This is a genomic window from Brevibacterium daeguense, assembly GCF_021729135.1.
Lineage (GTDB): Bacteria > Actinomycetota > Actinomycetes > Actinomycetales > Brevibacteriaceae > Brevibacterium > Brevibacterium daeguense.
Window position 1 is genome coordinate 1 of the sequence record NZ_JAJTWW010000004.1, and the last position, 21,961, is coordinate 21,961.

Sequence of the window (21,961 nt, forward strand, 5' to 3'; positions counted from 1 at the left end):
CCGGGGATTGCGCAGCACCTGCTCGCCGGTGCCCTCCTCCAGCAGCTGCCCCTTGTACAGCACGCCGATCCGGTCCGAGAGCATGTCGACGACGGCCAGGTCGTGGCTGATGAACAGCGCGGCGAAGTGGAACCGCTCCTGCAGCTCCTTGAACAATTCGAGCACCCGCGCCTGCACCGACACGTCCAGCGCCGAGGTCGGCTCGTCGGCGATCAGCAGCTCCGGGTCGAGCGCGATCCCGCGCGCCAGCGAGGCGCGCTGCCGCTGGCCACCGGACAGCTCGTGCGGGAAGCGGGCGGCGTAGTCGCGCGGCAGCTGGACGGCCTCGAGCAGCTCGTAGGTCGCCTGCTTCCGGTCCGCGTCCGACAGCTCCGGCCGGTGGACGTGCAGCGGCTCGGCCACGCACTCCCCGATCGACAGATGCGGATTGAACGACGCCGCCGGGTCCTGGAACACGAAGCCGATCCGCTTGCGCACCGGCTTGAACTTCTTCTCCTTGAACCCGACCATCTCGTGGCCGAACACCGACAGCGAACCGCCGGTCGCCCGGGTCAGCCCGGCGATCGCCCGGCCGATCGTGGTCTTGCCGGAGCCGGACTCCCCCACCAGGCCGAACACCTCGCCCGGCCGGATCTCGAAGCTCACCCGGTCCACGGCCCGGAAGTCGTCCTTGCCGAACCCTCCCGGGTACACGATCTCCAGCGCGTTGACGACGACGATCGGCTCCCCGGCCGGACGCTCCGCCGAGGCGGCAGCCGGCCGTGCGGCGACGGGCGCCTCGGGAGCGGGCGACTCTGACACGGCCACGGCGACCCCGGAACCGGCGGACGCCTCGGAAGCAGCGGGCGCCTCGGGAGCAGCATCCGCCTCGGCGACGATCTCCGTCGTCGACAGGCGCGGGACCGCGGCGAGCAGCGAGCGCGTGTACTCGTGGGACGGATTGGCGAACAGGGTGCGGACGGCGGCGGTCTCGACGAGGTCGCCCCGGTACATCACGGCCACGCGGTCGGCGAGGTCGGCGACGACGCCCATGTTGTGGGTGATGAGCACGATCGCGGTGTCCATCCGGTCCCGGAGGTCGCGCAGCAGGTCGAGGATCTCCGCCTGCACGGTGACGTCGAGGGCGGTGGTGGGCTCGTCGGCGACGATGAGCCTGGCCCCGAGCGCGAGCGCCATCGCGATGACGATCCGCTGCTTCTGCCCGCCGGAGAACTGGTGCGGGTAGTAGTCGTGGCGCTCGGCGGCGTTCGGGATGCCGACGTTCTCCATCGCCTCGACGACGCGTGCGCGCAGCTCCTTCTTGCCCAGCCTGGGGTTGTGGGCGCGCAGGCCCTCGGCGATCTGCCAGCCGACGGTGTACACCGGGTTGAGCGCGGTCGAGGGCTCCTGGAACACCATCGACACGTCCGAGCCGCGCATCTGCTGCAGCTGCTGATCCGAGGCGGTGAGCACGTCCCGGCCCGACAGCAGGATCGCGCCGTCGGTGGTGGCGGTCTCCGGGAGCAGGCCGAGGATCGACTTGGCGGTGACGGTCTTGCCGGAGCCGGATTCGCCGACGATCGCGAGCACCTCGCCGGGCGCGACCTCCAGGCTGAGGTCGTTGACGGCGTGGACGTCGCCGGCGTCGGTGGCGAAGGTGACGTCGAGATCGCGGATGGACAGCAGCGGAGCCGAGGCGCGGGCCGCCGGTGTCGAATCGCGGACCGCCCCCGAGGCGGTCGTCGGGTCGGAGCTCATCGGGTCTCTCCCTTCCGGGATGTGGAGGACGGGGCGTCGGCGGCGCCTGCTGTGCCCTCGGCCGAGGAATCGGCGAAGGAATCGGCCGAGCGGGCGGGGGCGTCGGCGGCGGCGACCTCCGAGGCGACCGCGGCCGCGGCGGCCTTGCGGCCACGGGCGCGCTTGCGCACGCGCAGGCGCGGGTCGTTGAGGTCGTTCATCGACTCACCGACGAGGGTGATGCCGAGGACGGTCAGCACGATCGCCAGGCCGGGGAAGATCGCGGTCCACCAGATGCCGGAGGTGACGTCGGACAGCGCCTTGTTGAGGTCGTAGCCCCACTCCGCGGCCGAGGTCGGCTCGATGCCGAAGCCCAGGAAGCCCAGGGCGGCCAGGGTGAGGATCGCCTCGGAGGAGTTCAGCGTGAAGATCAGCGGGATGTTGCGGGTGGCATTCTTGTAGATGTGGCGGGTGATGATCCGGAAGTCGGACTCACCGATCACCTGGGCCGACTCCACGAACGGCTCCGCCTTGAGCCGGACGGTCTCCGCACGCACGACGCGGAAGTACTGCGGGATGAACACCACGGTGATCGAGATCGCCGCGGCCATCACGCCGCCGAACACGTTCGACTGCCCGCCGGAGATCACGATCGTCATGACGATGGCCAGCAGCAGAGACGGGAAGGCGTAGATCGCATCCGCGATGACGACGAGGATCCGGTCGAACCAGCCGCCGATGTAGCCCGACACCAGGCCGAGCGCCACACCCAGGAACAGGGACAGGACGACGGCGACGATGATGACGAACACCGCCGTGCGGGCACCCCACACGACGCGGGAGAACACGTCGAAGCCGCCCACGGTGGTGCCCCAGATGTGGGCGGCGCTCGGGGGCTGCTGGGCGCCGAAGGAGCCGGACTCGTCCGACAGCTGCGCGGAGCCGTAGGGGGCGATGAGCGGGGCGAAGATCGCCGTCAGCAGCAGCACGGCGCAGATCACCAGGCCGCTGACGAGCATCCCGCGCTGCAGTCCGACGGACTGGCGCAGGTGACTGATCACCGGCAGGGACTGCCAGCGCGGCCGGCTGCTGGCCGGGATGGAGGTGGTGGTGGCGACGGCGGGGGCGTCGGTCGTGGGGTCGTTGCGCATCAGTACCTCACACGCGGGTCGATGAGAGCGGCGATGATGTCGACCACGAAGTTGGTCAGCGCGACGATCACGGCCAGCAGGATGACGATGCCCTGGACGGCGACGAAGTCACGCGCGCCCAGGTACTCGGCGAGCTGGAAGCCCAGCCCCTTCCATTCGAAGGTGGTCTCCGTCAGCACGGCACCGGCGAGCATCAGGGCGATCTGCATGCCCATCACGGTGATGATCGGGATGAGAGCCGGCCGGTAGGCGTGCTTGGTGACGAGCCGGAACTCGCTGACGCCTCGGGAGCGGCCGGATTCGATGTACTGGTTGCCGAGCGTGCCGATGAGGTTGGTGCGGACCAGGCGGAGGAAGGTGCCGCCGGTGAGCAGGCCGAGGGCGACCGCGGGCAGCACCGCGTGCTGGAGGACGTCGCCGGCGGCGTCGAGGTTGCCGATGCGCAGGGCGTCGATGAAGTAGATGCGGGTGGGGTTGACCACGCCGGACAGCAGCAGCTCGGTCTGGGCGCTGGCGCGGCCGGCGACCGGGAGGATCGGCCACAGGACGCCGAAGATCAGCTTGAGGATCAGCCCGGCGAAGAACACCGGGGTGGCGTAGCCGAGGATCGCCAGGATGCGCAGGACGGCGTCCGGCCAGCGGTCGCGGAACTTGGCGGCGACCATGCCCAGCGGGATGCCGACGACGAACGCCACGATGAGGGAGAAGAAGACGAGTTCGAGGGTGGCGGCGCCGTAGGTGAAGAGGATCTCCGTGACGGGGCGGTTGTCCGACAGCGTGGTGCCGAAGTCGCCGCGCAGCAGGTTGCCCATGTACTCGAAGTACTGGACGAGGATGGGCCGGTCGTAGCCGGCGGCGGAGACGCGCTCGGCGAGCTGCTCCTTGGTGAGGCGGCCGCCCAGGGCTGCGGTGATCGGGTCACCGGTGATGCGCATGAGGAAGAACACCAGCGTGGTGAGGATCCACACCGTCGGGATGATCAGGAGGAACCGGACCAGGATGTACCGGCCCAGACCCGAGCCCTGGCTCTGCTTGGACGAGGTGGCAGGAGCGTCCGGGACGGGGCCGTCGGCGATTTCCGGGACTTGCACGCTGGCTGTCATGAGTTCACATTCGCATTGGAGGTTGGGGTGGCGGGCGCCTGGTGCCGGGGGCGGGGCGCCTCGGCGGGTTCTGGTGCCGGGTGGCGGGGCGCCTCGGCGGCTGCCGCACTGCGGGGCGGGTAGGTGTCCCTACCCGCCCCGAGCGGAGGTCACGCTGTCAGCTGGGGGCGCGAGGTGCGGCCCGCGGCTGCGGCGCGAGGTGCGGCCCGCGGCTGCGGCGCGACCGGGTTCGGTCACTTGCCGACGAGCGCCAGCCGGAACTGGAAGGACGGGTCGAGGGTGTCCTCGATCCCGGTCACGTCCGAACCGGCGACGGCGATCTGGTTGCCCTGCAGCAGCGGCAGGGTGGGCAGATCCTCGGCCAGGGTCGTCTGGATCTCCTCGAGGGCCGAGGCGCGCTCGGCCTCATCAGCGATCGAGGCCTGGGCATTGAGCTGCTCGTTGAGCTCCTCGTTCGTGTAGTGGTTGGCCAGGAAGCTCGGCGACTCCTCGGTGTTGTAGAAGAACGGCACCAGGTAGTTGTCGGCATCCGAGTAGTCCGGGAACCAGCCCAGCTGGTACAGCGGGTACACGTCCTTGGTGCGGTCCTCGGCGTACTGGACCCACTCGGTCGACTGCAGGTCGACGGTGAACAGGCCGCTGGACTCCAGCTGCTCCTTGACCATCGCGTACTCGTCACCCGAGGACGGGCCGTAGTGGTCCGGGCTGTACTGGAGCTTGAGCTCGACGGGGGTCTCCACGCCGGCGTCCTCGAGGCGCTGCTTGGCCTTGTCGGTGTCCGCACCGCCGTTGCCGTCGCCGTACTCGGGCTTGAGCGGCTCGGCTGCGCCGGGCAGACCCTCCGGGACGTGGGAGTACAGGGGGCTGTAGGTGCCCTTGTAGACCTGCTCGGCGATCGCCTCGCGGTCGACGGAGTCGGCCATCGCCTGGCGGACGGCCTTGGCCTTCTCCTCGTCCGGGTTCTCCGACTCGGCGCCGTGCGGCATGGTGTTGAAATTGAACACGACGTAGCGGATCTCGCCGCCGGGGCCCTCGTGGACGGTCAGGTCGTCCGTGCCCTCCAGGTCCTCGATGTCGGTGGCCGACAGCGAGCGCCAGGCGACGTCGATGGTGCCGGACTGCACGTCGAGCTTCATGTTGTTGGCGTCGGTGTAGTACCGCATCTGGACCTGGTCGGACTGCGGGGCGCCGAGCGCGCCCTGGTACGCGTCGTTGGCCGCGTAGGAGACCAGCTCGTTGAACTGGTAGCTGTCGATCTTGTACGGGCCGCCGAACGCGTCGCCGTCGACGATGTCGGTGTCGGCGGTGATCTCCTCAGCGGAGAACACGTCCTCGTCGACGATCGGACCGGCCGGGCCGGCGAGCACCAGCGGGAAGGTCTGGTCGTTCTCACGGGTCAGGTTGAAGACCACGGTGGTGTCGTCCGGGGTCTCCACGGACTCGAGGCCGCCGAGCAGCGAGGAGGGACCGTTCGGGTCCTGGATCGCCTTCTGGCGGTCGAAGCTGAACTTGACGTCCGAGGAGGTCAGCTCGTTGCCGTTGGAGAAGGTCAGGCCGTCCTTGAGCTTGACCTCGTACTTGTTCGGCTCGGTGAAGTCGGCGGACTCGGCGATCTCCGGCTGGGTCTCCGCGGTGCCCGGCTTGTAGCTCAGCAGGAACGGGAACACCTGCGTCATGACGAAGAAGGAGCCGTTGTCGTAGGAGCCGGCCGGGTCGAGCACGGTGACCTTGTCGGTGGTGCCGACGGTAAGGGCTCCGCTGCCGTCTCCGGTCTCCCCGCCGCCACCGCCGGTGTCCGAGGTGGTGCATGCAGTGAGCGTCAGAGCCGCGGCGCCCAGGGCACCGACGGCTTTGAGAAGCGCACGTGAACGAATCATGAATAGTCCTTTACTTGGAGGAACTCAGCTGTGAGTCACCGACACCCTAGACCTACCCACAGGTAACACTGGCCGGATATTGAGATTATTCTGATTTTCGATACCGAATCGTTGCATAACTGGGTTGCGTGGGGGTGGTGTTGTGGCGGGGAGTCTGCAGTTCGATCCCGAGTTGGCGCGAGCATGGCGCGGGTCTTTTACCGGGGGCGTGGGGCTGTTAGGATCACGGCCCACCAAGCTCGAGCAGGAGGCCGATGATGCTACGAGAACTCGTCTCCTCGATATGTCTGCTCGGTCTGCTCGGCAGCGCCAGCGCCTGCTCCATCGTTGCAGCCCCCGACCAACAGAACGCGGACCAGCAAAGCTCGAATTCGGACGAGTCCGGACCGGCGGAGTCGGGGCCGGAGTCAGGTTCGGGGTCGGAGTCAGGGTCGGAGCCGGCGAACGATGACGATGCCGGAAACCCGCAGAGCCCCGTTGAGAACGCTCCCCCAGAGAATCCGGTCGACAGCGCCGAATCCGCAGAGGAGAACGCGGCGAATCCGGAGCTCCCCGAAGAACCGCCGGAGGACGCGTTCGACTCCTATGACGGAGAGATTGCCGCGCCTCAGAACGAGCAGCTGGAGTACACGTCGACCGCCGAGGATTGGTGGGCGGACGACTACTGCCATTACTTCATCGAGGATGGGATCACGTACGGCGACCTCTGCATCAGCCAATGGGCTCCTGACTACTACCTCGTTCACGAGTACGACCCCGGCCAGCCGAGCAACCATGGGACCGTGCTCATGCAGTACTACACCAACGTTCCGGCGGGGTTCGTGATGTACCGAGATTGGACGGATCCGGCCCTGGCTGGCTTCCCGGAGGTCATGTGGCTCTATCATCCGGCAGATCCGGCATCGGCCAATCCGGAGAACTTCTGGGTCGTGATGAACGACGGCAGCAGTTACACCCTCGCCTATATCCAGGCGCTGGTCGCCAGCGCGGCGGAGAGCGGAGGCGGAGCCGGCCCTGGCCAACAGCAGTCCGGGCTTCCGGCCTGGGATCCGGCATTCATGCCGATCAATCAGCTGGCACTTGATCTGATCAGCAAGAACATCCAGAACACCAACCCTGGCATCTACTGATCAGACCTCAGAGAGGGTCCTCCCCCGTGGGATTTCTCGGGCCTGGGTGCATCTCAATACAACGCGCGGTCACTTTTCGTCGACATCTGTTCGATCCTCGACGAAAAGCAACCGCGCGATGGAGCCTGCAGATGCAGTTGCAGACTCTGGATCCGCTGCTTCAGCGCGTGCCTTACTTCAGGCGGTTCCCTGCCGAGCCGAGGTGCTGGCAGGCGGAGACGATGCGCTCGGCCATGGCCGCCTCGGCGGCCTTGCCCCAGGTGCGGGGGTCGTACATCTTCTTGTTGCCGACCTCGCCGTCGATCTTGAGCACGCCGTCGTAGTTGCGCAGCATGTGGTCGACGACCGGGCGGGTGAAGGCGTACTGGGTGTCGGTGTCGATGTTCATCTTGACGACGCCGTTGCGGACGGCCTCGGCGATCTCCTCCTCGGAGGAGCCGGAGCCCCCGTGGAAGACGAGGTTGAACGGCTTCTCCTGGCCCACCTCGGCGCCGACGGCGTCCTGGATCTCCTTGAGCAGCTCGGGGCGGAGCCTGACGTTGCCCGGCTTGTACACGCCGTGCACGTTGCCGAAGGTCAGCGCGGTGAGGTACTTGCCCTTCTCGCCGGTGCCGAGGGCCTTGGCCGTGGCCAGGCCGTCCTCGGCGGTGGTGTAGAGCTTGTCGTTGATCTCGTGGGCGACGCCGTCCTCTTCGCCGCCGACCACGCCGATCTCGACCTCGAGGACGATCTTGGCGGCAGAGGTGAGGTCGAGCAGCTCCTCGGCGATCCGGAGGTTCTCGTCCAGCGGCACGGCCGAACCGTCCCACATGTGCGAGCCGAACAGCGGGTCCTCGCCCTTGTCCACCCGCTCCTGCGACAGCGCGATGAGCGGTTTGACCCACTCCTCGACGGCATCCTTGGGCGCGTGGTCGGTGTGGAGGGCGATGTTGACGTCGTAGCTCTTGGCGACCTCCTTGGCGAAGGCGGCGAAGGCGACGGCGCCTCGGACGCGGTCCTTCACGGTCGGGCCGGAGATGTACTCGGCGCCGCCGGTCGAGATCTGGATGATGCCGTCGGACTCGGCCTCCGCGAATCCGCGGATGGCGGCGTTGATGGTCTGCGAGGATGTGCAGTTGACAGCCGGGTAGGCGAAGCCCCCGGACTTGGCGCGCTCGAGAAGTTCGGCATAGACCTCAGGGGATGCAATCGGCATTTCGTCTCCTCATTCAACCGGTGCCGCTCTCTGTCGTGGCAGCACACTCGAGTTCCGCTTCGATATTTTCATGTCCGCACCGGGTGTGCCAGTTATCGCCGTGGGCGCGGCTTGGGTGTGGGAGGGGCGGCTCCTGGGCGGTGGGGGGGCCGGCAGGAGGGCCGCCTTGTGGCGCGGCAGGAGGGCCGCCTTGTGTCGCGGCAGGAGGGCTTGCCGGAGACGGTCATCGGGTTGCGCGGCAGGAGGGCTTGCCGGAGACGGTCATCGGGTCGCGCGGCTGGAGTGCTCGGCGGGCACAGTCATCGGGTCGCGCGACTGGAGTGCTCGGCAGGCACGTCGTCAGCGAGGGCGTCTTCGTCGTCGATGGGCGCGTGTTCGCCGTGTGCGGGGCCGTGTTCGTCGTCATCTGTCAGTTCCTCGAAGTCGCCCGGTCCCTCCGGGGCTTCTGCGGCCAGGTGATCGATCCGGTTCAACCGGGCCAGCCAGATCTCGCGGACTATGCGAATGCTGGGTTTGGTCGCGAAGAAGATCGACCCGACCAGGAAGCAGACGGTTCCGGCCATCTTCGTCTGCTCGGAGAAGAACAGGATGCTTCCGATGACGAACAGGAACGCAGCGAGGAAGTCCACGGCGGTGTGCAGGATCTCGAACTTCGCGTAGCGCTGAGCCTGCTGTGGTGTGATCTGGCGGTCACGGGGATCGAAGAATCTCAAGGTGCATCCTCTCTCGTCGGGCAGGGGTGGAGCACTCGACCGCCCGGCTCGCTCGGTGACGTCCACGGCGGCCAACCGGTCAACTGGCCGAGGCGCGTCGGCGAACATCCGGCCAACTGGGCAACCGCCTCGGTAGGGCAACGGGCCAACCGCCTCGGCGGGGAACTGACTAACCGCCTCGGCGAACATCCGGCCAGGTGGCCGACCACCTCGGCGACTATCCGGTCAGCTCGCCGGGTCGCCCTGACCGAACGCGTCCTTGGCCTTCTCCGCGATCTGGCCCATCTCCAGCCGGCCCATGAGTGGACCAGCGCAAGTCGTTGCGATGTGATTGCGGTGATTCCACCGTAGGTCGAGATGCCGTGAAATGACAAGTCGTCTTGTCGGGTTCATGCTTCCGGCTGGGTCTCGAGCACGTTGGGAAGCTCGGTGACGGGGCTGAGTGTCACGTCACGGATCTTCCAGTCCAGGTCGAACAGTTGGCGCCGCACTGCCTCCAGGTTCTCGGGCGTCGCAGCACCGGGAGTTTCCGGCACCAGGAACCCTTCGACGTGGAAAACCTGTCCTTCGTCGCGGATCCGTGCCGCAGCGGAGCGAACCCAGTCCACCTGCTGCAAGTGTGCATCGACCTCGTCCACGAGAGGGTGAGTGTGCTTGCTGTCGAAGGTGGTGGGACGAGCGTCGATGAGCCCGGCCACCGCCGCCCGCAGGTTCCCGATCCCGTCCTTGAGGATCGATGTGGCGATGATGATCGCGGCGGCCGCGTCCGCCCACCACCAGCCCAGGCCGATCCCGGCGACGCCGACCAACGCGGACAGGGAGGTCATCCAGTCCGCCTTGTTCATGTCGGCGTCGGCGTAGAGCACCTTGTTGTGCAGTTGAGGGGCGAGTTTGAGCTTCATCCGGCCCAGGATGATCGGCGGGATGGCAGTGACGACCATCGCGGCCATCATCAACCACCCCATCCAGATCGTGGTGCCGAGCACCTGGATGCCGCCGATCGTGGGGTGTTCGATTCGAATGAGCTTGAGCGCAGAGTCCCCGATGAGGATCGCTCCCATCACCACCAAGGCGGTAGCCGCGACGACGTGGGAGATCCCGATGGCCCGGTGGTAGCCGAACGGATGCTTGGCGTCGGCCGGACGGCGGGTGACCCGAACCCCGATGAGGAAGGCGATCGGCGGAATGAAGGAGAGCATGTCCTCGATCCAGGCGGTCTTCATCGCCTGGGAATTGCCCATCGCCAGATAGACGATGATCACGATCCCCACGAGCACCGCGATGGTGATCCACTCCAGCCGCACGGCCTTGCGCATCACCTCGGCGACGTCCGCGGGCATGTGCTCGGTGTCGCGGCTGCGCTCGGCGCTCATCGGCTCTGCCCTCCGCGGCTCTGCTGGGCCTGGCTTTGCAGGAACGTGTCGAGCTCGAGCAGGAAGGCGTTCTCACCCATGCGCACGGCCATCACATGCTTGTCCGTCTGGCCGAACTCGTCGGTGGTCTCCGCGTACGGAAGCGTCAGGCCCACCTTCGACTGCCAGGGAGTCTGGTCGGTCAGCCCGCCGATGATCATGTCGAGACGGCCGTGCTCCAGCTGATCCACGAGCTCCTCGACGCTGCCATCCATCCACTCGATCTCCGCATCGAGAGTGGACGCGAACTCCTCGATCAGTGCGACTTCTTCCCCTGCAGGAGTCTCTCCCTCGAGCGAGGTGAATGGCTTGTTGTGGGAGACGCCGACGCGCAGAATCGATCCAGTGACCCGGTTGAGGGTCCCGTGCGGGTCCGCAGGATAGTGTCCACTGCAGCCTGCTAGGACTGCCACCAGCAATGACAGCAACACGATTGCAAGCGTCCTTGTCATAAGCAGACATTAGGCAGTCGGGGCCGCAGTAGCAACACTGCGGTCCAGCCTCTGCTCTATCAGGCGGCCCGGCCGGGTGCAGCCGGCGAGACCGGGTGCAGGCGATGCGGAGCGGTCTGGGCCAAGACGGCACGACGGTTCGGTCGAGACTGAGGCCTCAGGAAGCGGCTTGTTCTGAGACCTCGGTCTCGACCGAATGTGCAGGAGTCTCGACCGAGTGCGCCGGGTTTCCAACGCAAGAAGTGCGCGAGGCTCCCAGCTCGACGAGCCCCGGGCTTCCCGTTTCAAAGAATGCACGGACTCGCATGGAAGAAGAGAGCCCCTGCCGCCTTCCTCCTCGAGAACCCTTGTCACCGTTGCCCGTCAGATGTGCGCCCCTATCAGCAGTGCGCAATCAGCAGTGCCCAATCAACCAACCGACGGCGATCCGGACAGGAGCATGCGCAGCCGCTCGATGAACTTCGGTATCGAGCTCCTGCGCGTCACGCGAATCACGGTCCATCCGAGTTCTGTGAGGGCGTCATATCGCTCGATGTCTCGAGCCCACCGCTCCGGATCACTTCGATGCTCGTCGCCTTCGTATTCGATTGCAATCATCTCGTCCAGATAGGCGAGGTCCGGGTGCAGCACCACTCCGTCAGCCGAAATCGGAGGATGCACGACAGGCTCGGGCAACCCCGCATCCACAATCGTCAGCCGCAGACGAGTTTCCTGCGGCGAATCGACATCGGGGCGCGCTGATCTCAGTGCTTGTTGAAGTCTGGCCGAGCCGACGAATCGGCCGGCAGCGTCGATGGCCCTGGTCAGGGTCGTGAGATCGGTTTCGGGTGGACCGTTCCAGTGGCCGATGATCGCGTCGATCACAGCGGTCAGGTCGGGGACCGCGATCTGGCCCGCGAGCTCGAGCAGCACGAATCGCTTGTCGTTGAGCCTGATTCCGTAGAAGGGCATTGGGCAGTAGCGATCCGATTGACGTGAATTCACTCCCGGCCGGATGACGCGCGAGCCCTTCCGCCGAGTGGTCACCGTCAGCGGAGCATGCCGAGCGGCAGGTGGAGTCGGCCAGCCCATGAGGCGTGCAGCACTCAACCCGGAGATCAGCGCGTCAGGCCGCACGAGCTGCAGTGCAGCCGCAGATTTGTGAAGCGCGAACCAATCATCGTCTGCCCACCGCGGAACTTCGATCTCCTGCTGGGCCGCGGTGTCAGCGTGGACACCGCGGTGGATTCGCGCGAAACGCGTCTGTGCAGTCAACGCTCGTCGACTCACCTTGGAGTCCCGATGTTCCTGAGTTGTCCGCACTACTGGAACACGTGCGCTCTGGTCGAGCGGTCTCTTCCTCGGACTGTTGGATCGCTGCATGTGAATCAGCCAATGCCGCCACCGAAGCGGTGCTCAAGAGCACATCGCAGCCTGTGGAAACCAGACCAACTTCCCCCAACCACACAGCGCGAAGAACTTCGCACCTCTGGTGCTGCCCCGCTCGGTCGAAACTCGGGACCCCTTGCCCCTCGGTCGAGACTCAGGGCGCAAAAAACCCACTGATCTGAAGCGGAAGTCTCGACCCAACGTGCGGGAGTCTCGACCGACAGCAGGAGCAGCGTCGAGCCGAGGAGGAACCTGAAACTGCAGCCGCTCATCGGAAGTTGTTGCCGCGCCTGAACCACCCGGTCAGTGCATCACCCCATGAACCACTCGGTCAGTGAATCACCCCACGAACCACCCGGCCAGAGAATCACCCCATGAACCAATCCGGCCAGCGAATCACCCGACCAGCCGCTCATCGGTTCCCGATGTCCCTCCGCCGCAGGCCCAGGAATCCCACGACCACCACGACGACAGCCAGGCCGGACATGATCAGCAGAGGTGGCGCCTCGGGGTCGGCATCCGGTACGAGCGGGGTGTGGGTCAACGGCGAGGTGTTCATCGCCCACTCGGGCAGGTCGAGCAGTCCGCCCAGGTAGACCGCGATCGACACCCAGATCACCAGCAGCCATGCCAGCCCGGCAACCCGCGGCGCCAGACCGTACAGTCCGACGGCGAGCGCTCCGATCAGATACACCGCCGGCAGGTAGACCAGCGCGGCCAGGGTCAGCTCGCCGATCCACCCGGCGTCCTCGGTCGCAACGGCCAGGCCGAGCCCCACACCCAGGCCCAGCAGCACGAGCACGAGCGCCGTCTCGATGACGACCACGGCCAGCCAGCCGGCGAGGACGCCCGTACGCGAGCTGCCGCTGACGAGCACCCCGTCCAGCCGTCCGGCCTGCTCCTCCCCGCGCAGGCGCAGCACTCCGGCCACCATCAGCGCCGCCGGGCCGATCGCGAACAGCGAGAGGATGACCGCGGCGAAGGAGCGCGTCACGTTGTCCAGGTCGATCGGGATCCACTCCCCCACCTCGGGCGTGGCGACGAGCATGTCCTCCAGCTCGCTGGCGAGCGTGCCGAACGCGACCGCGAACAGGAACAGGCCGATCGCCCAGCCCAGGAACATGCCGCTCACCAGGCGGTGCGCCAGGCCGGCCGGTGACAGCAGCCGCGCCGAGGCGGAGGCAGGCCCCGGCCGAGGCGCCCGCAGGCCCGCGCCGAGGTCGCGCCGGTGAGCGAGCAGCATGGCGATCACGAGCAGCACCAGCGCCGCGCCGGCCGAGACAGCCAGCGGCCACCAGCGCAGGTCGACGAACAGGCGCGTCTGCTGGCCCCAGGCGAACGGCGAGAGCCAGGACAGCCAGGAGCCCTGATTGTCGATGACGTCGCCGAACCCGCGGACGATGAACGCGACAGCCAGCACGCCCAGCGACATCCCGGTCACGGTGCTGGAATGCTCGGAGATCTGGGCGGCGACGGCGGCGACCGCGCCGAACACGAGCCCGGTCAGCGCTGTCGCCGCGCCCATCGCCAGCGAGCTGTCGGCCTCCATCCCGCCTACCAGCAGCCCGGCGCTGACCGCCAGGCCGACGGCGAGGTTGGCGAGCGCCACGGTGATGACCGCCGCGGTGGGCGGGGCGAACCGGCCGATGGGCAGGGTGCGCAGCAGCTCGAGCCGGCCCTCCTCCTCGTCCTTGCGGGTGTGGCGGACCACGAGCAGCACGCTCATGATCGCCGCCGGCAGGAACACCCAGAGGGCGAGCTCGTTGGCGATCATCGCGCCGAAGGTGTAGTTGTCCAGCGCGAAGGCGGGGCCGGTCATCATGATCGCGGCCGGATTGTTGAGCAGCGCGGCTCGGGCCTGGAGCGACTCCGGGCTGCTGTAGGTCGCGTCGAGCGACAGGACGGAGGCCCAGACGAGCAGGAAGAACGCAGCCGCCCAGATCGCGATCCGCAGCCGGTCCAGCCGGAGGAATAGCCGCAGCAGCATGCCGGTGCCGGCGAAGCGCTCGGGGCGGGGCGCCTCGTGCGCGGGAGCGATGCGTGAGGTGGCGGGGCGGGTCAGGGTGGTCATCGGGATCGGTCCCGTGCTCCGGGGCGGTCCGCGGCGTGGTGCGAAGACTGGTCGGCGGCGTGCTCCCCGGTGCGCGAAGCACGGCCACCGGCGCCGTCGACGGTGTGCGGAGCACGGCCACCGGCGCTGGCTGAGGTGATGTCGTCACCGTAGTGCCGCATGAACAGCTCCTCCAGGGACGGCGGGGTGATGGTGAGGTTCTGAACGCCGGCCGCCGCCAGCACGCCGAGGATGTCGGTGATCTGGGCGTCGTCGACGTCGAACCGGAGGCGGCCGTCGTCGGCGACGAGGTCGTGGACACCGGGGTGAGCGGCCAGGGCTTTGGGATCCGCCGAGGTGGTCGCTCTGACCTCCGACCGGGTCAGGTGGCGCAGCTGGGCCAGCGTCCCGGATTCGACGTCTTTGCCCGCGCGGATGATCGTGACGGTGTCGCAGAGCTTCTCCACCTCGGACAGGATGTGGCTCGACAGCAGCACGGTGCGGCCGGCGTCGCGGAGCTTGCGGATCTCGTCGGTGAAGATCGCCTCCATCAGCGGGTCCAGGCCCGCTGTCGGCTCGTCGAGGAAGTAGAGCTCGGCGTCGGTGGCGAGCGCGGCGACGAGGGCGACCTTCTGCCGATTGCCCTTCGAGTACGTGCGCGCCTTCTTCGTGGGGTCGAGCTCGAAGCGCTCGAGCAGTTCGGCTCGGCGCCGACAGTGCTGGCTGCCGTTCTCGAGGCGGGTGAGGACGTCGATCGCCTCGCCGCCGGTGAGGTTGGGCCACAGGCTCGTCTCGCCGGGGACGTATGCGATCCGCCGGTGGATGGCGACGGCGTCGTGCCACGGGTCCATCCCCAGGACGCGAGCACTGCCGGAGTCGGCGCGCAACAGACCCAGCAGGACCCGGATCGCCGTCGACTTCCCGGAGCCGTTGGGGCCGAGGAACCCCGCCACCTCACCGGCGCGGACCGTCATGGAGAAGCCGTCGAGCGCGCGCGTGGCGCCGAAGGTCTTGACGAGGTCGCGGATCACGATGGCACCGTCGGTGGTGCCGGTTCCGGCGCCGGTACCGGTTCCGGTGCCGGTGCCGGCATCGGCGCGGGTTGCGATGCTGGCGTCGGCGCGGGTTGCGATGTCGGCGCGGCCGGTGGCTCCTGTCCGGCCTGCGGCGCCGGGGGCACGCGCTCCGCCATTGGTCTCAGTCATGGTGTGCTCCTTCGCGGGTCTGCAGGAAGCTGTCGAGGAGGGTCGAGTCGGTGAGCAGCGGTTCGGTGTAGAGCTCGAGGATCGGCAGCAGGATGCGCTCGGAGTAGGAGCGCAGCCATCGGGGCAGCTCGTCCAGGTCGAGCGTGTCCTGCTGGGCGGGCAGCTGCAGCAGCAGTGCGCCGAGGCTCATCTCCACGAGCACCCGAGCACGCGCCTCCGGGTCCCTGCTGGGACGGACGTTGCCGGCTTCCTCCGCCTGATGGAGGTACTCGACCGCGTCCGAAGCAAGCTGATCGACGAACCGCTCCAGCAGCGGACCGCCGGCCTGCAACAGCCGCAGGACGTATCCGATCAGCGGAGCATAACCTTCGATCTGAGCCAGCTGCGCGAGCATCGCTCCCCCGGCTCCGGGGCCTCCGAGCGTGCCGGCCTTGTTCTCCCGGACCTGCTCGAGCACGTACCCGTCGCACGATTCGCGCAGCCCGGCGCGGGAGCCGAAGTGATGGACGATGAGCCCCGGGCTGACTCCCGCATCCTCGGCCACCGCCCGCAGCGGTGCCGACAGCCCATCCTGGGCGAACCGGCGGATCGCGGCATTGCGAATCCTGGCGCGGGTGGTCAAGTCCTCGTCGGCCCCTGTTGCGGCACCGGCTGCTGCGGCACCGGTCGCACCAGCGGATCCGGCACCGGCCGCACCACCGGCACCAGCACCGGCCGCACCGGCACCGGTTGCACCAGCAGGACCGGCTGCAGCCTCACGCGTTCCGTCTGAGGAAGTAGGGGAAGCCCCATCGGAGTCCTTGGTTGAACCCATGATCAGCATTTTAAACGCATGTTCAATCGAAGTCGATAGCGCAAATGCCTCAGTCCGGTGCACACTCATCGAAAGATGCATCTATGACAATGCATACTCGGACGTGCGAATCTCAGAACCATGACTATGAGATTCACGACTCACACGGAAGGTCTGCCCATGCACGCCTCACAATCCGCCCGCGCTGTTGGCGCCTCCCAGCGCACATCGGCATCGCCCCCCTCACCGCCCTCGCCGCCCATGCCGCCCTCGCCTCCCAAGCGCCGGCTGGGGCTTGCCCTCCTCGCCGTCCCCCTGCTTGCAGTCGCCGGCTGCGGCGCTGCGGATGACGCGAACAGTGCCGGCGGGGACGGTGAACCCGTAGCGGTAGCAACAACGCAGGTACTGGGAAACGTGCTCGGGCAGATCACCGAATGCGCCGGCACCTCCTCGGCGACGCTCATGGGTCCCGGCGACGACCCTCACATGTTCCAGCCGTCCTCCGCGCAGATGGCCGAGCTCGCCGGCGCGGGGCTGGTCGTCGCCAACGGGCTAGGCCTCGAGAGTGAGCTCGAAGGTGCTCTGGAGAATGCGCGCCAGGATGGCGTCGAGGTGCTGGAGGTCGGACCGGAAGTGGACCCCCTCCCCTGGACCGGGCTCGGCAGCACCGACTCAGCGTCGGAAGAGGCTGAGTCGGACCCTTCACACGAAGACCATGGTCACGACGACGAGGCGCAGGCCGTAGCCGAGGCGGAGGCTGCCGACAACCAGGCACCTGCCGACCAGGCGCAGGCGGCCGACGACCACTCCGGTCACGCCCACGGCACCTACGACCCCCACTTCTGGATGGACACCAGCCGGATGGCACAGGCAGCCACGGTGATCGGCACCGCCCTGGCAGACCACACCGGCGACACCGCATACGCCGAATGCGGAAAGGAACTCGAGCAGGAGATCGACGGCGTCGACTCCGAGGTCCGAGACCTGCTGGCGGCGATCCCGGAGGAGAACCGGGTGCTCATCACCGAGCACGAGGCGCTCGGCTACTTCGCCGAAGCCTACGACTTCGACATCGCCGGCGTCGTCGTCCCCGGCGGCTCAACGGACGCCGAGCCTTCCTCCGATCAGGTGGCACAGCTGGTCGCGACCATCGAGGAGACCGGGGTGCCGGTGATCTTCTCCGATTCCGCAGCCCCGTCCGCCCTGCTGGATACACTGTCTAAGGAGGCCGGGACAGAAGTCGAAATCGTCCAGCTGTTCGTCGAGAATCTGGGACCCGAGGGCTCCGAACCGCGCACCTACCAGGGGATGATGGTCGAGAACGCCACTCGGATCGCCGAGGCGCTCGCCTGAGTCCCACCCCGCACCACGCCCCGGAGGACTCACGAGATCGTGCACCTGCATCCTGCCGCTCCGCGTGCCTCGCGACGGGCGTGGACCGTCATGCTCGGGCTGTTGGTCCCCTTGGCCGTCCTCACCGCTGTGGGCCTGCTCGCGCTGTGGCCGGCAGGCGCGTCCGAGGCTGACGCCGGCGGCTGGGATCCGGCGGCGGCGATCGACGGCTCCAGCCGAGCCGTCGGCACCGTCACCATGGTCGACCTGCGCCAGTGCCCGGAGGCGGAGACGTACGGCTGCTCCGCCGTCACGGTGGAGGTCGACGGCACCGAGGGCAGCCTCTTCGTCCCGCCGGAGGCCTTCGCCGCGAAGCTGGCTCCCGGCGACTCGGTGAAAGTCATGTCGATGCCGGATGACGCCTCGGCAGATCCCGTCGCCGAGGCGCTTACCGGCGATTCCGGCAGCGAAGGCTCGGGTGCCGAGGTGTCCGACGGCTTGCGCACCTCGGCGCCGGGCGACCCGGCCTCCGGAAACGCCACCGGCGCACCGGCCGCCGCCGACTACGTCTTCCTCGACTTCGACCGCACGGTGTCCCTGTCCGTCCTCGCCACCGTCTACGCGGCGCTGGTCGTGCTCGTCGCCGGGCTCAAGGGACTACGCGCCCTGATCGGCCTGGTCTTCGCATTCGCGGTGATGGTGGTCTTCATGCTGCCGGCGCTCCTGGACGGCAGCTCCGCAGTCCTCGTCGGAACGACCGCCGCCTCGGTCATCATGTTCGCGGTCCTCTATCTGGCCCACGGGTTCTCCGCGCGAACCACCTCGGCGCTGCTGGGCACACTGCTGGGGATCGCGCTCACCGGAATCCTGGCAGCGGTGTGGACCGACTGGGCCAAGCTCGGCGGCATCTACAGCGAGGAGGCGTACATCCTCAGCTGGACGGACGGGCTGTCCACCGCAGATCTTGTGATCTGCGGCATCCTCATCGCCGGCCTGGGCGTGCTCAACGACGTCACGATCACCCAGGCCGCGGCGGTCTGGGAGCTCGCGGTCGCACGCCCCGGAATGCGGGCCGCCGAACTGTTCGCCTCGGCAATGCGGATCGGGCGCGACCACATCGCCTCGACGGTGTACACCATCGCCTTCGCGTTCGCCGGCGGAGCTCTCACGGTGCTGCTGCTGGTGTCGTCGTCCTCGCGTCCGTTCATCGAGTCGCTGACTCTCGGGGAGCTCGCCATCGAGGTGGTGAGCATCCTCGTGTGCTCGATCGGCCTGGTGCTGGCGATCCCGCTGACCACGCTGATCTCGGTGATCGTCGTCCGCTCCGGGCAGGCGGTCTCGTTGACGGCCGATGGGGGCCGTGCTCCACTGGGCGGAAGGACCGTCGGGCGGCACTGACCCAGGAGGGTGATCGTCGTGGAGCGTCGCGCAGTCACGACTGGCAAGGTCGACCTGGATGCCTCCCGCAGAGGAGCCGGTGATCCCCTGCTGCTGATCCGAACCGCGCTGGCGGTCGACGAGCTCGAACCGCTCGCGGCCCAGCCTCCGCTCGCCGACCGCTTCCGCATCATCACCTACGACCGCCGCGGCTACGGCGCCAGCACCTCGATCGCGGGTCCCGGCTCGATCGCCCGCGATGCCGCCGACGCCCTCGCCGTCCTCGACGCCTTCGACACAGCCTCCGCGCATGTCCTCGGGGTCAGCTTCTCCGCCGCGATCGCCCTCGAACTCGCAATCCTCGCCCCGGACCGGGTGCGGTCGCTGATCCTCATCGAACCTCCGCCATCGATCGAGCCCGGGGCCGCAGAGTTCCGCGGAACTTCGCGTCGCCTCATGGAACTGCACGAGCGGGAGGGCACCTCGGCCGCATTGGGGGCGTTCATGCCGCTGATCGCCGGGCCGAACTGGCGCGCGGAGTACGATCGCGTGGTGCCGGGGATGAGCGAGCGCATCGAGCGCGACGCCGAGGCATTCTTCGGCACCGACATGCCCGCCCTGATCGAGTGGCGGGTGGAGCCGGACCGCACCAGTGCGGTCACCTGCCCGGTGCTCCACATCAGCGGGGGCGACAGTGGGCCGCGGTTCGCGAATGTTCCAGGCCGGGTGCGAACGCTGCTGCCGCAGGCGGAGTCGGTCCCCGTCGAGGGTGCGGGTCACGACGTCGCCTTCACCCACCCCGAGGCGGTCGCCGCCGAGGTGGCCAGGTTCCTGTCCCGCTGAGCGGCAGGGCTGCCGTGGAGCACCGAGGCGGCGGGCACCGCTCGAGAGGGTGGCGCCTCGCTCCCGGCGACTGCGCTGGTGCCGGCCCGGCCTCACTCGCGGCGACTGCGCTGGAACCAGCGCCGAGCCTCACCGGGCTGGGGACGGTCGAAGATCCCGCGCGTCCGATCGATCCGGTAGTCGATGCGCGAGTCGACCTGACGGCCGAGCGCCTCATCGAAGTCCTCGGTCAGCAGGCCGCGGAACAGCTTGTAGCGTTCGCGCAGCGCCTTCCGATCCCGCTTCGCCTGGTCGTAGCTGAGGCTGCGCAGGGTTGCCACGCACATCGCCAGCAGCACCAGGCTGAAGGGCAGCGCAGTCGCGATCGCAGCCGCCTGCAGCGCACCCAGTCCGCCGGCCAGCAGCAGGCCGATGGCGAGGGCGCCTTCGAGCAGGGCGAACAGCACCCGCGACCAGATCGGCGGGTTCGGGTGTCCGCCCGAGGCGAGCATGTCGACGACCAGCGAACCGGAGTCCGACGACGTGATGAAGAAGATCGCAATGACGACGATGGCAAGGACCGACAGGATCGCACCGAGCGGCAGCCCGTTCAGCACATCGAAGAGTGCCTCCTCCGCGACGACGCCGACTTCCGGATCGACGAGATCGCCGGCGCCGAACAGTTGGCGGTACAGCCCGGCACCGCCCATCACGGAGAACCAGAAGAACCCCAGGAGAGTCGGGACCAGCAGCACTCCGCCGATGAACTCGCGCACTGTGCGCCCGCGCGAGATCCGGGCGATGAACACTCCCACGAACGGCGCCCACGAGATCCACCAGCCCCAGTAAAAGATCGTCCAGGTCGCACCCCATGCGGCGCCTTCCTCACCGGTGTACGCGCCGACGTCGAAGGTCAGATTGAGCACGTTGTCCAGGTAAGAGCCGAGCGATTCGACGAAGTTCTGGAGCAGGAACAGGGTCGGGCCCAGCAGCAGCACCGAAATAAGCAGCAGCGCCGCCAGCGACAGGTTGATGTTGGACAGCCACTTGATGCCCTTCCCCAGTCCGGAGACCACCGACATGGTCGCCAGCAGGGTGATGACCACGATGAGGACGATCAGCAGGGTGCTGCTGACAGCGTCGACGACTCCCATTGCGACCAGGCCGGCGCTGATCTGCTGCACACCCAGACCCAGCGAGGTCGCGATTCCGAAAATGGTGCCGAACACGGCGAGGATGTCGATGAGATCACCGAGCCGACCTTTGACCCGTTCGCCGAAGAGAGGTTCGAGCGCCCAGCGGATGGACACCGGGCGGCCGCGGCGGTGGATGGCGTATGCCACCGACAGCCCGATCACGGCGTACACGGCCCAGGGGTGCAGGCCCCAGTGGATGAACGTCTGGGCCATGCTCAGCTTGGCGATCTCGGCCTGGTTGCCGGTCCATCCGGGCTTCGGGTCGCTGGTCGCGTAGGTCAACGGCTCACCCACGCCGTAGAACACCAGCCCGATGCCCATACCGGCGGCGAATAGCATCGAGAACCAGGACAAGGTGCTGAACTCGGGCTCATCGTCGTCATTGCCGAGCTTGATCTTCCCGAAGCGGGAGAAGCAGACGATCAACGTGAAGACGATGAACCCCGCGATGATGAGCATGTAGTACCAGCCCAGATTCACGGTGATCCAGGTCTGGATGGACGTGAGGACTGCTCCCGACGTGTCGGGAAAGACCATCGTGAGGACCGTGATGGCAACGACCACGATGATCGATGGCCAGAACACGTTCGGGAAGACCATCCCGCGGCCCAGGTGCACGCCCTGTCTTCGAAGCTTCGCGACGATCTCCTCGTCAGTGTCGTTCTCGGCGATCTGAGCGTGCTCAGGAACGCGTTCCTCCGCCGGCTTCTCCGGAGGATCCCCCAGCGCATCCTGCGCCAGCGATTCCTGCCGGTCTCCGGGCGAGGGAGCCGGGGCCTGCTGTTCTCCCGGCGAATGCTCTCCCGGCGAAGGAGCGGCGACCTGCTGTCCCACGACCGCCTGGTCGTGGTTGGCCGCGGATCCCTGCGTCGTCTCGTCCTCAGGACTGGACATGGCGAACCTTTCCTCGGCGGTGGCAACTTTCCTTCAAGCAGCGGTCCTTCAAATGGCGGCCCTCCAAACGGCAGCCCTTCAAGCGGCGGCCCTTCAAGTAGCAACGTTCCTTGAACTGTGTACCGGCCTGGCGTGCCTGCGCACGGGACCCCTCCGAGGCCCGGACCAGCACAAA

At 67.7% G+C, this 21,961-nt stretch carries 17 protein-coding genes; 4 read left to right on the top strand and 13 right to left on the bottom strand.

All coding sequences use genetic code 11. The annotated features are described in order from the left end of the window. From LXN01_RS04860 to LXN01_RS04875, 4 genes are all read right to left on the bottom strand, one after another. Positions 1-1,737, bottom strand: a 1,737-nt coding sequence (locus LXN01_RS04860) for a dipeptide ABC transporter ATP-binding protein (protein ID WP_236863453.1), incomplete at its 3' end; no start/stop codon positions are given. Then, entirely contained in the window at positions 1,734-2,867 is a 1,134-nt protein-coding gene (locus LXN01_RS04865) for an ABC transporter permease (protein ID WP_236863454.1), read from the bottom strand. The genes LXN01_RS04865 and LXN01_RS04860, both read right to left, overlap by 4 nt. Continuing rightward, entirely contained in the window at positions 2,867-3,970 is a 1,104-nt protein-coding gene (locus tag LXN01_RS04870; protein WP_236863455.1) for an ABC transporter permease, read from the bottom strand. The genes LXN01_RS04865 and LXN01_RS04870 overlap by 1 nt, the downstream gene beginning before the upstream one ends. Positions 3,971-4,203: 233 nt before the next feature. Next, on the bottom strand, positions 4,204-5,847 hold the full coding sequence (locus LXN01_RS04875) for an ABC transporter substrate-binding protein (protein ID WP_236863456.1): 1,644 nt from the start codon (positions 5,845-5,847) through the stop codon (positions 4,204-4,206). A gap of 254 nt (positions 5,848-6,101) precedes the next feature. Between LXN01_RS04875 and LXN01_RS04880 the strand changes: the two genes are divergently transcribed. Continuing rightward, on the top strand, positions 6,102-6,977 hold the full coding sequence (locus LXN01_RS04880; RefSeq protein ID WP_236863457.1) for a hypothetical protein: 876 nt from the start codon (positions 6,102-6,104) through the stop codon (positions 6,975-6,977). 172 nt (positions 6,978-7,149) lie between these two features. Here LXN01_RS04880 and fbaA read toward each other — a convergent pair whose 3' ends face one another. The 8 genes from fbaA to LXN01_RS04920 form a co-directional block, all read right to left on the bottom strand. Next, positions 7,150-8,172: a class II fructose-bisphosphate aldolase gene (gene fbaA / locus LXN01_RS04885; RefSeq protein WP_236863458.1), complete on the bottom strand. Its 1,023-nt coding sequence runs from the start codon at positions 8,170-8,172 to the stop codon at positions 7,150-7,152. A gap of 299 nt (positions 8,173-8,471) precedes the next feature. Next, positions 8,472-8,885 (bottom strand): YrhK family protein, encoded by a 414-nt coding sequence (locus tag LXN01_RS04890; protein WP_236863459.1) that lies wholly within the window; start codon positions 8,883-8,885, stop codon positions 8,472-8,474. A 389-nt stretch (positions 8,886-9,274) separates the two neighbouring features. Beyond that, positions 9,275-10,258: a cation diffusion facilitator family transporter gene (locus tag LXN01_RS04895; RefSeq protein ID WP_236863460.1), complete on the bottom strand. Its 984-nt coding sequence runs from the start codon at positions 10,256-10,258 to the stop codon at positions 9,275-9,277. Further along, complete coding sequence (locus LXN01_RS04900; protein ID WP_236863461.1) at positions 10,255-10,728, bottom strand: transporter substrate-binding domain-containing protein; 474 nt, start codon at positions 10,726-10,728, stop codon at positions 10,255-10,257. The genes LXN01_RS04895 and LXN01_RS04900 overlap by 4 nt, the downstream gene beginning before the upstream one ends. 429 nt (positions 10,729-11,157) lie before the next feature. Next, positions 11,158-11,661, bottom strand: a complete 504-nt coding sequence (locus LXN01_RS04905) for an endonuclease domain-containing protein (RefSeq protein WP_236863462.1) — start codon at positions 11,659-11,661, stop codon at positions 11,158-11,160. Between the two features lie 868 nt (positions 11,662-12,529). Then, positions 12,530-14,188, bottom strand: coding sequence for an ABC transporter permease (locus LXN01_RS04910; RefSeq protein WP_236863463.1), 1,659 nt, complete (start codon positions 14,186-14,188; stop codon positions 12,530-12,532). Continuing rightward, positions 14,185-15,372 (bottom strand): ABC transporter ATP-binding protein, encoded by a 1,188-nt coding sequence (locus LXN01_RS04915; protein WP_236863464.1) that lies wholly within the window; start codon positions 15,370-15,372, stop codon positions 14,185-14,187. Before LXN01_RS04915 ends, LXN01_RS04910 begins: the two co-directional genes overlap by 4 nt. Further along, complete coding sequence (locus LXN01_RS04920; protein WP_236863465.1) at positions 15,365-16,186, bottom strand: TetR/AcrR family transcriptional regulator; 822 nt, start codon at positions 16,184-16,186, stop codon at positions 15,365-15,367. Before LXN01_RS04920 ends, LXN01_RS04915 begins: the two co-directional genes overlap by 8 nt. Before the next feature lie 240 nt (positions 16,187-16,426). Between LXN01_RS04920 and LXN01_RS04925 the strand changes: the two genes are divergently transcribed. The 3 genes from LXN01_RS04925 to LXN01_RS04935 are packed head-to-tail and all read left to right on the top strand — an operon-like array spanning position 16,427 to position 19,717. Further along, complete coding sequence (locus LXN01_RS04925; RefSeq protein ID WP_236863466.1) at positions 16,427-17,518, top strand: metal ABC transporter substrate-binding protein; 1,092 nt, start codon at positions 16,427-16,429, stop codon at positions 17,516-17,518. A gap of 39 nt (positions 17,519-17,557) precedes the next feature. Then, positions 17,558-18,895 (top strand): YibE/F family protein, encoded by a 1,338-nt coding sequence (locus LXN01_RS04930; protein WP_236863467.1) that lies wholly within the window; start codon positions 17,558-17,560, stop codon positions 18,893-18,895. 18 nt (positions 18,896-18,913) lie between these two features. Then, a complete protein-coding gene (locus LXN01_RS04935; protein WP_236863468.1) occupies positions 18,914-19,717 on the top strand; it encodes an alpha/beta fold hydrolase in 804 nt (267 codons plus the stop codon). Positions 19,718-19,809: 92 nt separating this feature from the next. Here LXN01_RS04935 and LXN01_RS04940 read toward each other — a convergent pair whose 3' ends face one another. Beyond that, positions 19,810-21,786 (bottom strand): BCCT family transporter, encoded by a 1,977-nt coding sequence (locus LXN01_RS04940; RefSeq protein WP_236863469.1) that lies wholly within the window; start codon positions 21,784-21,786, stop codon positions 19,810-19,812. Positions 21,787-21,961: the final 175 nt, after the last annotated feature.

Excerpts from the sequence above, each read along its gene's own strand:
- LXN01_RS04865 (WP_236863454.1), bottom strand. The coding sequence starts at position 2,867 with ATGCGCAACGACCCCACGACCGACGCCCCCGCCGTCGCCACCACCACC.
- LXN01_RS04910 (WP_236863463.1), bottom strand. The coding sequence starts at position 14,188 with ATGACCACCCTGACCCGCCCCGCCACCTCACGCATCGCTCCCGCGCAC.
- LXN01_RS04915 (WP_236863464.1), bottom strand. The coding sequence starts at position 15,372 with ATGACTGAGACCAATGGCGGAGCGCGTGCCCCCGGCGCCGCAGGCCGG.
- LXN01_RS04870 (WP_236863455.1), bottom strand. The coding sequence starts at position 3,970 with ATGACAGCCAGCGTGCAAGTCCCGGAAATCGCCGACGGCCCCGTCCCG.
- LXN01_RS04940 (WP_236863469.1), bottom strand. The coding sequence starts at position 21,786 with ATGTCCAGTCCTGAGGACGAGACGACGCAGGGATCCGCGGCCAACCAC.
- LXN01_RS04920 (WP_236863465.1), bottom strand. The coding sequence starts at position 16,186 with ATGGGTTCAACCAAGGACTCCGATGGGGCTTCCCCTACTTCCTCAGAC.
- fbaA (WP_236863458.1), bottom strand. The coding sequence starts at position 8,172 with ATGCCGATTGCATCCCCTGAGGTCTATGCCGAACTTCTCGAGCGCGCC.
- LXN01_RS04875 (WP_236863456.1), bottom strand. The coding sequence starts at position 5,847 with ATGATTCGTTCACGTGCGCTTCTCAAAGCCGTCGGTGCCCTGGGCGCC.
- LXN01_RS04925 (WP_236863466.1), top strand. The coding sequence starts at position 16,427 with ATGCCGCCCTCGCCTCCCAAGCGCCGGCTGGGGCTTGCCCTCCTCGCC.
- LXN01_RS04880 (WP_236863457.1), top strand. The coding sequence starts at position 6,102 with ATGATGCTACGAGAACTCGTCTCCTCGATATGTCTGCTCGGTCTGCTC.
- LXN01_RS04895 (WP_236863460.1), bottom strand. The coding sequence starts at position 10,258 with ATGAGCGCCGAGCGCAGCCGCGACACCGAGCACATGCCCGCGGACGTC.